Below are 13,300 nucleotides of genomic sequence, written 5' to 3'. Positions count from 1 at the left end.
CATAAGACGTTAAACAACAGCAAAAGGTTGAATGTGCAAAAATATAATCAAAGTGATGTGAAAATTATAAAGAAGCAACCGCTTCGTGAAGGGTTTCTTAACGTGTTCAAGTTAACCTTGCAGCACCGGCTGTTTGACGGTGATTGGTCTGCTGTATTTGAGCGCGAAGTAATGGACCGCGGGCACGCTGTAGTGGTATTGCCTTACGACCCGAAACGCGATGCCTTGGTGGTACTCGAGCAATTTCGCGTAGGTGCACTTGATACAGACCAATCGCCTTGGTTGCTTGAATTTGTGGCCGGGATGTTTGACAGCGATGATGAGTCGCCAGAACAGGTTGCTCATAGGGAGTTAGCAGAAGAATCGGGGTTAACTACCGAAAGTTTGCATTATGCGCTGACCTACCTTTCAACACCGGGCGGATGTACCGAACAAATTTCAATTTATATTGCGTTAGTCGATAGTAGCAAAGCATTACGACACGCTGGTTTGGAGACCGAAAACGAAGACATCAGAGTTCACGTACTGCCATTTTCTGACGTTGTGCAGTTGTTAGAGCAAGGAAAAATTAACAATGCTGCGAGTGTGATTGGGCTACAATGGTTGCAACTACACAAACGTCAGTTTGAGGATGTATGACTACAGACGTTAAGCTCCGACGCTACAAGTTTGATTTGGCCGCTTTGCAACGCTTAGCGGCAATGAATTATGCTGCTTTGAGGCCACTTGTTGAAAGTGTCCGACAGTCGGGTTCCCTGGTAATCAAAGTGGGGCATCAGCTGCGCTTTGCATTAACTGTGTTAGAGGCGGCGCCTTATACCACGGAAGTTCGCATTGAACAGCAAGCTTTAGTGCAACAACTGCCAGGATTAAAAGAAACGCAATTGGATGTTCGGTTATACCATGATGCGCAATTGGCGGAGGTTATCCGCAGTCAGGGCGTGGCGCGACTCCAGGCCAGCTACGATGTGCCTAACCCGAAAATGCATCATGCCGACGAAAAACACCAAGTGAACTATTTTTTACAGGAGTGGATACAGCTGATTCGAGAGCGTGGCCACCTGCAGGAGATTTAACCGTTGCTGCTTTACTTATATGGATTTGAGAGTTCACCACAAAGTTTAAAAATCATTCAAACACAACAGTATTTAGCTGCACGAGGCGTGGATGAGCGAATACTTGTTGCGCCGCAACAGCCGGTGAAGATGGCGGCAATACGTGACTATCTTGATCAGGTGATTGCTCACCAGCCATTAACTGCGGTCATGGGAAGCTCCTTAGGTGGTTTTTGGACGCATTACGTTGTGAGCCAAATTTGGCGCGTTCAGCAACAGAAAGTTCGGGGTGTGCTTATCAACCCAGCGGTAAGGCCATACAACTGGATGCCTGAAGAGGCCATCGAACGGCAGCATCCTTATACACAAGAAATCTATCACCTTGATATGAGTGACCGTGAGGTATTGATGGATGCCGAGCGTCAATTTGATGAACAGGCTGATTTATTGGTTTTATTGCAAGCAGGTGATGAACGTCTCGATTATCGTCAAGCCCGTGATTACTATCAGAATCAACGCATGATCGTGGAGCAAAGTGGGGATCATAGTTTTGTTGATTTTCCTCGCTACCTACCCGCGGCGCTTGAGTTTCTAAACGTCCTGTAACAGTATATGGGCATTCCTATAATAACGATTCCGTGCAACACGAGATAAATAAGCGCATGTCAGATTACAAAGCCGATGCGATAGAGGTCCTCAACGGCCTCGAACCGGTCCGTCGCAGGCCGGGAATGTACACCGATACCACGCGCCCCAACCATCTTGGTCAAGAAGTTATCGATAACAGTGTCGATGAAGCTCTTGCTGGGCATGCACGTGAGATGATTGTGATCTTGTACCCCGATCAGTCCTTAGAAGTTCAGGATGACGGCCGTGGTATGCCAGTTGATATTCACCCCGAGGAAGGTGTTCCCGGGGTAGAGTTGATCATGACCAAACTGCATGCCGGGGGGAAATTTTCAAACAAAAGCTATAAATTCTCTGGTGGTTTGCACGGGGTAGGTATTTCAGTGGTTAACGCGTTATCAACGCGTGTTGATGTGACGGTGAAGCGCGATGGCCAAGTTTATGAGATGGCTTTCGAAAACGGCGACAAAGTTACCGATTTAACGGTGACCGGTACCGTTGGTAAACGCAATACAGGAACCAGCCTACATTTTTGGCCAGACCCGAAGTATTTTGATTCATCGAAATTTTCAGTACTTAAACTTACGCATCTTTTACGCGCCAAAGCGGTACTGTGCCCAGGTTTGAAAATTACCTTCCGTAATTTAGTTGACGACGAAGAACAAACTTGGCTGTACGAAGATGGTCTGCGTGACTATTTGGTTGAGTCTGTTCAAGAGTTACCTACATTACCCGAAGAGCCGTTCATTGGCGCTTTCGCTGGCAATGAAGAGGCAGTTGACTGGGCGGTGACTTGGTTGCCTGAGGGTGGCGAAAGCGTCACTGAGAGTTATGTGAACCTTATTCCAACGCCACAAGGTGGCACGCACGCCAATGGTTTACGCCAGGGATTGTTAGACGCGATGCGTGACTTTTGTGAGTTTCGTAATTTATTACCGCGCGGCGTACGCTTAACCCCAGAAGATATCTGGGATCGCTGTGCATATATCTTGTCGGTGAAGATGCAAGACCCACAATTTGCGGGGCAAACCAAAGAACGTTTATCGTCACGACAATGTGCTGCGTTCGTTTCTGGTGTGGTGAAAGACGCGTTTAGCTTATGGTTGAATGAACATACCGAGCAAGCTGAACTGCTCGCTGATTTATGTATCAACAACGCGCAGCGCCGGATGCGCGCGAGCAAAAAAGTGGTGCGTAAAAAAGTTACCCAAGGGCCAGCGTTACCGGGAAAATTAACCGATTGTGCAACGCAGGACCCGGCTCGTGGCGAATTATTTTTGGTTGAGGGTGACTCTGCTGGCGGATCAGCCAAACAAGCACGCGACCGCGATTTTCAGGCGGTAATGCCGCTGCGCGGAAAGATACTGAACACTTGGGAAGTTGAATCCGATCAAATTTTAGGCTCGCAGGAAATTCACGATATCTCCGTCGCGTTAGGCGTAGACCCAGACTCTGACGATTTAGAACAGCTGCGCTATGGCAAAATATGCATTCTTGCTGACGCCGACTCCGATGGCTTGCATATCGCCACCTTATTGTGTGCATTATTCGTTAAGCATTTCAGACCGCTTGTGGATCATGGCCATATCTATGTGGCGATGCCGCCATTGTACCGCGTTGACGTGGGCAAAGAGGTTTTTTACGCGCTAGATGAAGGTGAAAAACAGGGCATTTTGGACCGTATCGAAGCTGAGAAGAAAAAGGGCAAAGTTAACGTACAGCGCTTCAAAGGTTTGGGTGAAATGAACCCACTGCAGTTACGTGAAACCACAATGGACCCGAATACGCGTCGTTTGGTGCAACTGACCGTTGATGAACCCGAAGCGACTGAAGAGTTAATGGATATGTTATTGGCTAAAAAGCGTTCGGGCGACCGTCGAGAATGGCTAGAAAGTAAAGGTAACTTAGTCGACTTGGCTGAGCTATAAGGAGAAGCACACGCATGTCTATGGATGCTTTAGAACAAATACCACTGCGCCGATTTACCGAAGACGCTTATTTAAATTACTCCATGTACGTGATCATGGACCGTGCGCTTCCACATATTGGTGACGGCCTCAAGCCGGTGCAACGCCGCATAATCTATGCGATGTCAGAGCTTGGACTTTCCGCTTTAGCGAAATACAAAAAGTCAGCGCGTACCGTGGGTGATGTGTTAGGTAAATTCCACCCGCACGGCGACAGCGCCTGTTATGAAGCCATGGTATTGATGGCCCAGCCGTTTTCATACCGCTATCCGTTGGTTGACGGACAGGGGAACTGGGGTTCACCGGATGACCCGAAATCATTTGCTGCGATGCGATATACCGAAGCGCGGTTGTCTCGCTTTAGCGAAGTATTGCTGAGCGAACTCGGCCAGGGAACCGTTGACTGGACACCTAACTTCGACGGCACGATGAAAGAGCCGCGAATGTTGCCGGCGCGCTTACCTCATATTTTGTTGAATGGTGTAACCGGTATTGCGGTTGGTATGGCGACAGATATTCCACCCCACAACGCGCGCGAAGTTGCGCAAGCCTGTGCAATGTTGTTGGAAAAGCCGACGGCTGATCTTGCTGATGTTATGGAACACATGCACGGGCCGGATTATCCAACTGACGCTGAAGTGATTACGCCACACCACGAAATCGTAAAAATCTATGAATCCGGCCGCGGTACGATTCGCATGCGGGCGAAGTATCACATGGAAGATGGTGAAGTGGTGATAACCGCGCTGCCTCATCAAGCTTCAGGCGCCAAAGTACTTGAGCAAATTGCCGGACAGATGCAAGCGAAAAAGTTACCGATGGTAACCGATTTACGTGATGAGTCAGACCATGAGAATCCGACCCGCTTAGTTATTATTCCGCGTTCTAATCGCGTGGATATTGAACAGATGATGCAACATTTGTTTGCGACCACCGATTTAGAAAAAAGTTACCGCGTTAATCTGAATATGCTTGGCCTTGATGGCCGGCCGCAAGTTAAATCGATTTTAACGGTACTTAAAGAATGGCTGCAGTTCCGCCAGCATACGGTAACGCGCAGGCTTCAACATCGGCTAGATAAGATATTAGCGCGCCTGCATATCTTAGAAGGTTTGTTGATTGCCTATCTTAATATTGATGAAGTAATCGCAATTATTCGTCATGAAGATGAACCTAAACAAGAGTTGATGAGCCGCTTTGGGCTTACCGATACGCAAGCTGAAGCCATTCTTGAATTGAAATTACGCCATTTAGCGAAACTTGAAGAGTTCAAGCTAAAGGGTGAGCAAGATGAGCTTGAAAAGGAACGTCAGCAACTTGAATTGTTGCTGGGCTCTGATCGCCGTATGAAGACGCTGATTCGCAAAGAGATTTTAGCGGATGCAGAAAAGTATGGCGACGATCGCCGTTCGCCATTGGTTGAGCGTCAAGAAGCCAAGGCGTTAAGTGAGCGCGACCTTACTCCAGCCGAGCAAGTTACTGTTGTGTTGTCGAAAAAAGGCTGGGTACGCGCGGCCAAGGGCCATGATGTTGACGGAACCAACTTAGCGTATAAATCGGGCGATAGCTTTTTGGCGCACGCGCAAGGCAAGAGCAACCAACAGGTTGTCTTCATTGACAGTTCTGGGCGAAGTTTCTCTTGTGAAGCGCATTTATTACCATCAGCCAGAACCCAAGGTGAGCCATTAACGGGGCGTTTTAGCATGGTTGCGGGTGAAACCGTCGATCAAGTGTTGATGGCTAAAGACGAGCAACGTTACCTATTAGCATCCGATGCTGGCTACGGCTTTATTTGTAAATTTGGTGATTTAGTCAGTCGCAATAAAAACGGTAAGGCCGTATTGAATTTACCAACAGGCGCAAAAATATTGCCGCCTAGCACGGTGAATGATGTTGAATCTGATCTGCTTGCAGTGGTTTCTAACGAAGGCAGAATGTTGCTGTTCCCAGTTAAAGATTTACCTGAATTATCTAAAGGTAAAGGGAATAAGATGATAAGTATTCCGACATTACGTGCCCAATCACGTGAGGAATATGTTGTTGCCGCAGCTGTAGTTCCAGCTGATATGCCGATTACTTTATTGGCAGGCAAACGTAAATTGACGTTAAAACCGTCTGATCTCGAGCATTACCGCGGTGAACGTGGGCGTCGCGGCAATAAATTACCGCGTGGATTGCAGCGCGTTGACGCAATTACTGCCGAAAATCAAGACTGATCGGACGTTTTTCAGCGCCTAACAGGTTATACTAGCGGGCACTAGTGATTAAGGAGAATTCATGCTCGCTGTTTTACGTATGGCCCTATTAGGCGCTTTCATCGTTGTTGGTAGCACACTGTTACTTTTATTCTGTATTTTTCGGCCATTTCACCGTAACAATACAGCCTTTGCGGCGCATTGTTACGGCAGCATGCACCGCCTGCTTGGGGTGAAGCTGGAAATACGGGTTCCGGATGAAGTTAAACAGGGTGGGCCGTTCGTCTACATAGCGAACCATCAGAACAGCTATGACATTTTTACGTTGAGCCGCGCTATGCCGCAAAGCACCGTAAGCGTTGGCAAAAAAAGTCTAAAATGGATACCTTTCTTTGGTCAAATGTACTGGCTAGCTGGTAATATTTTGATTGATCGTAAGAACAAGGGTCGAGCGCACGGTACCATTGAGCAGGCTGCATCGGCAATTCGAAAACGAAAACTTTCTATCTTGTTATTTCCAGAAGGTACGCGCAGTTACGGCCGTGGTTTGTTGCCATTCAAAACTGGTGCGTTTCGCACGGCAATGCAAGCTGGTGTTGATATTGTGCCTATCTGCGTATCTAATTTACACGGCCGCATTAAGTTAAACCGTTGGAATAATGGCACCGTAATTATTGAAATGTTAAAGCCGGTTAAGATTTCGGATTATAGTTCTGATTCTATTCGAGCTTTAACTGCGCATTGTCATCAGTTGATGCAGTCAAAAATTGGTGAACTTGATCACGAACTTGCACAAGGATAACTCAGGCATGGCGAATGACTTAAGTGAATTAATCGCGCAAAGCAACGAAACCGTGGCAGCCTTAATCGATGATGGTGCAGACACGTCTGAAATGTTTACCATTGAACATCACTTGGTTAGTTCCGACTTCACTAAGCTAGAGAAAGCGGCTGTTGAGTTGGTGAAAGTTGGCTACCATGTCGACGACGCAGATGAGTTTGAACTCGATGATGGGTCGCGGCAGTTCGCGTTTGTTGCGGTTAGTGAAGTAAAGCTTGACCCTCAAATTTTAGAATTACAAACCAAAGAAGTCGCAAAAATAGCAGATCTTGCCGGCGTTGATTACGACGGTTGGGGCACGTATTTCGGTGACGACGAAGAAGAGTAGTCACCGAGCCCCCTAATAACAATAATAGGGGCACAAAACTCATGATTGCAGATTTAGGGCTTGTGGTGGGGCTGGTTTTACTCATAGTACTAGCCTTGCGTGGTGTAAATATTTTATTGGCCGTTCTGGTCTCTGTTCTTGTTATTGGTGTTGCCAATAACATTCCCATTCAAGATATTTTCTTAAAGCATTTTCCTTTTGGCCCCTCTGGCGCATTCAGTTTCGCCGGGAATTTTCTTCTATTGTTTTTATGCGGTGGTCTATTTGGGCGCATTATGGCAACGAGCCATGCAGCTCAAGGTGTTGCCGTGGGAATTATCGAACGGCTTGGGCAAAAACGTGCTTTGCTGATTGCGATGTTAGTATGCGCGCTGCTTACTTATGGCGGTGTAGTGGTATTTGTCGTGATGTTTACCATGTATCCAATAGGCGTGACCTTGATGCGCACAGCCAACATACCGAGACGCTTATATGCAGCTGCAATAGCGCTGGGCGCAGGAACATTTACGATGACGGCACTTCCTGGCACACCGTCAATTCATAACGTTATTGCTGCACGTAGTCTGTCGACCGATTTATTTGCTGGTGGCTGGTACGGTGTATTCGCAGGCGCGGTGATGGCGGTGTTAGGTATGTGGTATTTGCAGTGGCAATGGCAACGCGCCCGACAACGTGGTGAAAACTATGTTGCGAATGAAAAAGACCACCAAATGGCAGCATTAGCGCCTCGCCCTGATCAAAGCATGCCAAGTTTATGGATGTCATTACTGCCAATTTTCGTAGTGCTGGGTACTATCGTACTGCCGCGAGTATTGGAAATGTCAGGTGTACAGTCAGTGTGGCAAGACTTTGCAAACCAACAACCGGTACTTTGGGCAAGCTTTGCGCTGATAGTTGGCAGTTTGCTTTGCTTTATTCTATTTCGGCCGGTCAGAAAGCAATTTGTGACGGCAGCAGGAAAGGGCGTTGATGATGCGTTGCTGCCACTTATAAACACTGCTGCGGTTATTGGTTTCGGTGGTGTTGTGATTCAAACAGAAGGTTTCCATGCTTTTGCCGCATGGTTACTCGCGCTAGAGATACCTACGTTAATGTCAGTGTTTGTTTCTGCTAATTTAATTTCTGGCGTAACGGCATCAGCTTCAGGTGGGTTGCAGATATTTATGTCGAGCTTAGCGCCGGCTTATTTAGAGTCTGGCATTGCACCTGAACTTTTACACCGTATCGCTAATTTAGCAGCTGGTGGATTAGATTCGCTGCCGCACTCTGGTGCCGTTATCGCGTTATTGACGTTGATGGGGTTGACCCATAAAGAAGCCTACCGAGATATCTTTGTGGTTACGGTGTTGATTCCTATGATTGCTGCTCTGTTGGCGGTTATTACCGCACTCATCCTCGTTTAGAGTATGCGTGCGGTAAGTACCTAAGAGCAGGCTCGCCGCGATTAAAGCGCGGCGATTTTGCTGCGTTGCTGCTGCAATTGTTGCAGAGTTTCTATGGCTTCAGCCTGTTTAGCGCGCTCTTTATCAATGACTTCAGCCGGAGCTTTGCTAACAAAATTCTCATTGCTTAGCTTACGGCTAAATAAATCGACTTCCTTCTGCGCTTTTTCAATAGCTTTATCTAACCGCGCCAACTCGGCAGCAGTATCGATCAAACCTGCAATAGGAATGTGAATCTCCATACGTCCAACGAGCGCTGTTGCGCTGGCAGGCGCTTCTTCGCTGGCCGTTAAGAAGGTCACTGATTCAAGTTTTGCTAATGCGCTTAAGAAGCTGGCATTGCTCTCAAGACGTTGCTGTGCCGTTGCATCCGCATTTTTGAAAAGCACCGGCAGTGGTTTGCTAGGCGATAAATTCATTTCGCCACGAATATTACGTACCGCGACAATAACTTGTTTTAACCATTCCATGTCATCGCGGGCGGTTGCAAAGCGTTCCGCCTGCACTTGCGGATAGGCTTGCAACATGATGGTTTCGCCGGTTACGCCAGCAAGTGGTGCAACCCGTTGCCAAATCTCTTCAGTGATAAATGGCAATAATGGGTGCAGTAGCCGCAATAGCTGTTCAAGCACGGTAATAAGTGTATGACGGGTGCCACGTAGTTGAGCCTCAGAGCCATTGAACAGAATTGGCTTAGTCAGTTCCAAGTACCAGTCACAGAACTGGTTCCATGTGAACTCATAGGCGATACCGGCGGCCTGATCAAAACGGTAGTTGTCTAAGGCGCTACGGAATTGCTTCACGGTGTCGTTAAACTGCTCAATGATCCACTGGTCAGCCAATGATAATTCCATTTCACCGCCAGCTTGGCCACAGTCTTGCTCTTCCGTGTTCATCAACACATAACGGCTCGCATTCCATAATTTATTACAGAAATTACGATAGCCTTCGAGTCGCTTCATGTCCCAGTTAATATCGCGCCCCGTTGAAGCCAATGCTGCCAGCGTAAAGCGCAGTGCATCAGTACCATGCGCAGATATGCCTTCAGGGAATTGTTTTTGCGTACGTTTTTTGATTTTTGCCTCTAACTGAGGTTGCATCATATTTGCCGTACGTTTGGTCACTAAGGTGTCAAGGTCGATACCGTCAATCATGTCTAACGGGTCGAGCACATTACCTTTTGATTTCGACATTTTTTGGCCTTCTTCATCGCGAATAAGGCCGGTTACGTAAACGGTTTTAAACGGAACTTGAGGTTTACCATTTTCATCTTTTAAGAAGTGCATGGTCATCATAATCATGCGTGCAACCCAGAAGAAAATAATATCGAATCCAGTTACTAAAACGTCGGTTGGGTGAAAAGTTTTTAAGTCGTCGGTTTGCTTAGGCCAACCAAGAGTTGAGAAAGTCCAAAGCGCAGACGAGAACCAGGTATCGAGCACGTCTTCATCTTGACTTAGCTTGATGTCGCCGAGGTTATGTTTGGTACGCACTTCTTGTTCATCGCGCCCTACATACACGTTTCCATCAGCGTCGTACCATGCTGGAATGCGATGCCCCCACCACAGCTGACGTGAGATACACCAGTCCTGAATGTCACGCATCCAAGAGAAGTACATGTTCTCATATTGTTTTGGTACAAATTGAATCTCGCCATCTTCAACAGCTTTCGTGGCAACTTCAGCCATGGGGGCAACGCGCACGTACCACTGGTCGGTCAAATGGGGTTCAATAGGCACACCACCGCGATCGCCGTAAGGCACTTTATTGGTGTGTTGTTCGGTTTTGTCCAGTAACCCTAAGGCATCGAAATCCGCGACAATTTTTTTACGCGCGTCAAACCGGTCCAGCCCTTGATACGCTTCTGGGAGTGTGCCATCAAACGCGTCGATATTATCAAGGCTTTCACCAGTAGGCGTGTAAAGACCAGCTACCGCACGAACGTGGGCATGATCATCAAGCACGGCAATCATGGGCAAGTTATTGCGCTTGCCAATTTCATAGTCGTTGAAATCATGGGCCGGGGTAATCTTCACACAGCCAGTACCGAATTCTTTATCGACATAGCTGTCAGCGATGATTGGTACTTTGCGACCAACAAGTGGCAATTCAACGAACTTGCCAACCAGGCTTTGATAACGCTCGTCATCCGGGTGCACAGCAATGCAAACGTCACCCAGCATGGTTTCAGGTCGCGTGGTTGCTACGACTAAATAGTTTTTACCATCCGCGGTGCTGGCACCGTCAGCAAGCGGGTAGCGCAAGTGCCAAATGTGGCCCTGTTGCTCTTTGTTCTCAACTTCAAGATCTGAAATTGCTGTTTGCAGTTTCGGGTCCCAGTTCACCAATCGCTTGCCACGATAAATTAGGTTTTCTTCATGCAAACGCACGAACACTTCCTGCACTGCCTCTGACAAACCATCGTCCATGGTGAAGCGTTCACGATCCCAGTCTACGGAATCGCCTAAACGACGCATTTGCGAAGTAATGGTTCCACCTGATTGTGCTTTCCAATCCCAAATCTTATCAATAAATGCATCACGACCAAGTGCTTGGCGCGTTTGGCCTTGTGCCGCAAGTTGTCTCTCAACGACCATCTGCGTGGCAATGCCAGCATGATCGCTACCAACCTGCCAAAGCGTGTTATACCCGTCCATGCGTTTATAGCGCGTGAGCGTATCCATGATGGTGTGCTGGAACGCATGGCCCATGTGCAAGCTGCCAGTGACATTTGGTGGCGGGATCATAATGCAATAGGCATCGCCTTGGCCTGACGGCTTAAAGTAGCCACGCTCTTCCCAAGTTTTATAAAGAGCTTGCTCGATCGCTTGCGGGGAATACGTTTTATCCATAGAAACCTTCACTTCGTTCTATTTGGTTGATGAATTCATCTGTTCAGATGCTTTGATAGTTTGCAGTTCTACATGCTGACCACGATAGGTTTTGTAGCGTTCACGCGCTTGTTGCCGCGCACTTTCGTCGCTTGGTACGCGTTCAATAATCATTCGAGCACCTTGCCAATCGGGTATTTCGGACATTAAGTTCACTACTGCAGCAGTGCGGCGCTTCGGCACATTGGCCTGGGGCCAGCAGAGCTCTACAGGCGCTCCTTGAGCTGGGCCTTCACCAACTAAGTTGTGTGGCACAAACGCATCTCCAGGAGCCTGCCAGAGCGCTTCATCCAGTTGCTCGGCGGCAGCTTGGTCAGCACACCAGACTCGCACACTGCGGTATTCGCGCCAAGCACTCGCGATACGTTCGCAAAAAAACTGCAGCTGTTGCTGGTCGTCTAAGCCATCGAGTACGTAGAAAATACCTTGTGCCATGAGCTGCCCGAATTAGTCCTGATCACCAGATGCGGTGCGATTTATAATAAACTGCGTTAATAGCGGTACGGGGCGTCCTGTAGCGCCTTTTTTAGCGCCACTACGCCACGCAGTTCCAGCTATATCTAGGTGTGCCCAATGATATTTTTTGGTGAATCGCGACAAGAAGCAGGCTGCAGTAATTGTACCTGCATCGCGTCCACCCAAGTTCGCCATATCAGCAAAGGGGCTATCCAGCGCGTCTTGATACTCGTCCCATAATGGCAGGCGCCAAGCTCTGTCACCACTTTGTTCAGATGCTGATAGCAATTCATGAGCAAGTGGGTTATGAGTGCTCATCAGGCCGCTTGCATGATGACCCAGAGCTATAATACAAGCACCTGTCAAGGTTGCGATATCAACGACCGCTTCGGGCTCAAAGCGCTCAACATAGCTTAACGTGTCGCATAAAACTAAACGACCTTCGGCGTCTGTGTTCAGCACCTCAACGGTTTGACCACTCATAGTGGTTAACACGTCACCCGGACGATAGGCGCGACCATCAGGCATATTTTCACAGCCTGCGATGGCGCCGATAACGTTAATAGGAAGCTGCAGCTCAGCAATGGATTGCATTGCACCCAAAACCGCTGCTGCACCGCCCATATCATATTTCATTTCATCCATATTGGCGGCTGGCTTGATTGAGATGCCACCAGCGTCGAAGGTTAACCCTTTGCCAACGATCACAATAGGAGCCTGTTCGCTGCTGGCTCCTTGATAATGCAGTAAGCTTAATACCGACTCATTTTCAGACCCGCGGCCTACAGCCAAATAGGCATTCATACCTAATTCAGCCATTTCCTGTTCGGTAACCGCAGTGAAAGACAGCTTCTCGTAATTACTTGCGAGCTCTTCTGAGCGTTCAGCTAAATAGCGCGGGGTGCAAATATTCGGTGGCATATTCGCGACGTCACGACACAGTGACATTCCTTTCGCTATCGCCAAACCATGCGCGATAGCTTTTTCGCTAAGCGGTAACTCGCGGCGCGTTGGCACGTTAAACACTAATTTTCTTAACGGGCGTCGTGGTTCTTCTTTGCGGGTCTTTAACTGGTTAAAGGTGTAGAGGCCACTTTGAGCTGCTTCAACGGCTTGACGCACCTTCCAATAGGTGTCACGACCCTTAACGTGCAGTTCACTCAGAAAGCAAACCGCTTCCATTGAACCGGTTTCGTTTAAAGTATGGATGGTTTTTTCAATAATTTGTTTATACTGACGTTCATCGAGTTCGCGTTCTTTGCCGCAACCAACGAGAAGAACACGCTCGCTAAAAATATTAGGAACGTTGTGTAGCAGCAGCATTTGCCCGGATTTACCTTCAAGGTCACCGCGGCGCAGTAGGTTACTTAGGTATCCGCCGCTAACTTTATCAAGTTGTTCTGCTACACCGGATAGGCGACGTGGTTCGTATACACCGACCACGACACAGGCAGATCTTTGTTTCTCAGGACTGCCGCTTTTTACGCTGAACTCCATA

The 13,300-nt window shown here is 48.0% G+C and carries 11 protein-coding genes; 8 read left to right on the top strand and 3 right to left on the bottom strand.

Annotated elements, in window-relative coordinates; translation table 11 throughout:
- The first annotated feature begins 33 nt into the window (after positions 1 to 33).
- The 8 genes from EGC76_RS05775 to EGC76_RS05740 all read left to right on the top strand — a co-directional run bounded on the left by EGC76_RS05775 (position 34) and on the right by EGC76_RS05740 (position 8,416).
- Complete coding sequence (locus tag EGC76_RS05775; protein WP_128352049.1) at positions 34 to 639, top strand: NUDIX domain-containing protein; 606 nt, start codon at positions 34 to 36, stop codon at positions 637 to 639.
- The gene (locus EGC76_RS05770) at positions 636 to 1,076 is read left to right on the top strand and encodes a DUF1249 domain-containing protein (protein ID WP_128352048.1); all 441 of its coding nucleotides are present in this window, start codon (positions 636 to 638) and stop codon (positions 1,074 to 1,076) included. The genes EGC76_RS05775 and EGC76_RS05770 overlap by 4 nt, the downstream gene beginning before the upstream one ends.
- Before the next feature lie 3 nt (positions 1,077 to 1,079).
- On the top strand, positions 1,080 to 1,661 hold the full coding sequence (locus EGC76_RS05765) for a YqiA/YcfP family alpha/beta fold hydrolase (protein ID WP_128352047.1): 582 nt from the start codon (positions 1,080 to 1,082) through the stop codon (positions 1,659 to 1,661).
- Positions 1,662 to 1,717: 56 nt separating this feature from the next.
- Positions 1,718 to 3,610, top strand: a complete 1,893-nt coding sequence (gene parE, locus EGC76_RS05760; RefSeq protein WP_128352046.1) for a DNA topoisomerase IV subunit B — start codon at positions 1,718 to 1,720, stop codon at positions 3,608 to 3,610.
- Positions 3,611 to 3,624: 14 nt separating this feature from the next.
- Positions 3,625 to 5,865, top strand: a complete 2,241-nt coding sequence (parC, locus tag EGC76_RS05755) for a DNA topoisomerase IV subunit A (RefSeq protein ID WP_128352045.1) — start codon at positions 3,625 to 3,627, stop codon at positions 5,863 to 5,865.
- Positions 5,866 to 5,926: 61 nt separating this feature from the next.
- The gene (locus tag EGC76_RS05750; RefSeq protein WP_128352044.1) at positions 5,927 to 6,646 is read left to right on the top strand and encodes a 1-acylglycerol-3-phosphate O-acyltransferase; all 720 of its coding nucleotides are present in this window, start codon (positions 5,927 to 5,929) and stop codon (positions 6,644 to 6,646) included.
- A gap of 7 nt (positions 6,647 to 6,653) precedes the next feature.
- Positions 6,654 to 7,013 carry a ribonuclease E inhibitor RraB gene (gene rraB, locus EGC76_RS05745; protein ID WP_128352043.1) on the top strand — a complete coding sequence of 120 codons (360 nt, stop codon included), beginning with the start codon at positions 6,654 to 6,656 and terminating at the stop codon, positions 7,011 to 7,013.
- 41 nt (positions 7,014 to 7,054) lie between these two features.
- Positions 7,055 to 8,416 (top strand): GntP family permease, encoded by a 1,362-nt coding sequence (locus EGC76_RS05740; protein ID WP_128352042.1) that lies wholly within the window; start codon positions 7,055 to 7,057, stop codon positions 8,414 to 8,416.
- A 41-nt stretch (positions 8,417 to 8,457) separates the two neighbouring features.
- On the opposite strand, the gene EGC76_RS05735 is transcribed toward EGC76_RS05740, so the two are convergent.
- From EGC76_RS05735 to pepA, 3 genes are read right to left on the bottom strand one after another with little or no spacing between them, the layout of a single operon-like run.
- Positions 8,458 to 11,307, bottom strand: coding sequence for a valine--tRNA ligase (locus EGC76_RS05735; protein WP_128352041.1), 2,850 nt, complete (start codon positions 11,305 to 11,307; stop codon positions 8,458 to 8,460).
- 18 nt (positions 11,308 to 11,325) lie between these two features.
- On the bottom strand, positions 11,326 to 11,781 hold the full coding sequence (locus tag EGC76_RS05730) for a DNA polymerase III subunit chi (RefSeq protein WP_128352040.1): 456 nt from the start codon (positions 11,779 to 11,781) through the stop codon (positions 11,326 to 11,328).
- Positions 11,782 to 11,793: 12 nt separating this feature from the next.
- Positions 11,794 to 13,299 carry a leucyl aminopeptidase gene (gene pepA / locus EGC76_RS05725; RefSeq protein ID WP_128352104.1) on the bottom strand — a complete coding sequence of 502 codons (1,506 nt, stop codon included), beginning with the start codon at positions 13,297 to 13,299 and terminating at the stop codon, positions 11,794 to 11,796.
- Between the last annotated feature and the right edge of the window lies 1 nt (position 13,300).

It is taken from the genome of Pseudidiomarina gelatinasegens (assembly GCF_004025325.1).
GTDB lineage: Bacteria > Pseudomonadota > Gammaproteobacteria > Enterobacterales > Alteromonadaceae > Pseudidiomarina > Pseudidiomarina gelatinasegens.
The sequence above is the reverse complement of the archived record's forward strand: the minus strand, read 5'-3'. Positions and strand labels throughout refer to the sequence as shown.

What these genes read in the sequence shown, in the direction of transcription:
- EGC76_RS05770 (WP_128352048.1), top strand. Translation starts at nt 636, where the DNA reads ATGACTACAGACGTTAAGCTCCGACGCTACAAGTTTGATTTGGCCGCT.
- parE (WP_128352046.1), top strand. Translation starts at nt 1,718, where the DNA reads ATGTCAGATTACAAAGCCGATGCGATAGAGGTCCTCAACGGCCTCGAA.
- parC (WP_128352045.1), top strand. Translation starts at nt 3,625, where the DNA reads ATGTCTATGGATGCTTTAGAACAAATACCACTGCGCCGATTTACCGAA.
- EGC76_RS05750 (WP_128352044.1), top strand. Translation starts at nt 5,927, where the DNA reads ATGCTCGCTGTTTTACGTATGGCCCTATTAGGCGCTTTCATCGTTGTT.
- rraB (WP_128352043.1), top strand. Translation starts at nt 6,654, where the DNA reads ATGGCGAATGACTTAAGTGAATTAATCGCGCAAAGCAACGAAACCGTG.
- EGC76_RS05740 (WP_128352042.1), top strand. Translation starts at nt 7,055, where the DNA reads ATGATTGCAGATTTAGGGCTTGTGGTGGGGCTGGTTTTACTCATAGTA.
- EGC76_RS05735 (WP_128352041.1), bottom strand. Translation starts at nt 11,307, where the DNA reads ATGGATAAAACGTATTCCCCGCAAGCGATCGAGCAAGCTCTTTATAAA.
- EGC76_RS05730 (WP_128352040.1), bottom strand. Translation starts at nt 11,781, where the DNA reads ATGGCACAAGGTATTTTCTACGTACTCGATGGCTTAGACGACCAGCAA.
- pepA (WP_128352104.1), bottom strand. Translation starts at nt 13,299, where the DNA reads ATGGAGTTCAGCGTAAAAAGCGGCAGTCCTGAGAAACAAAGATCTGCC.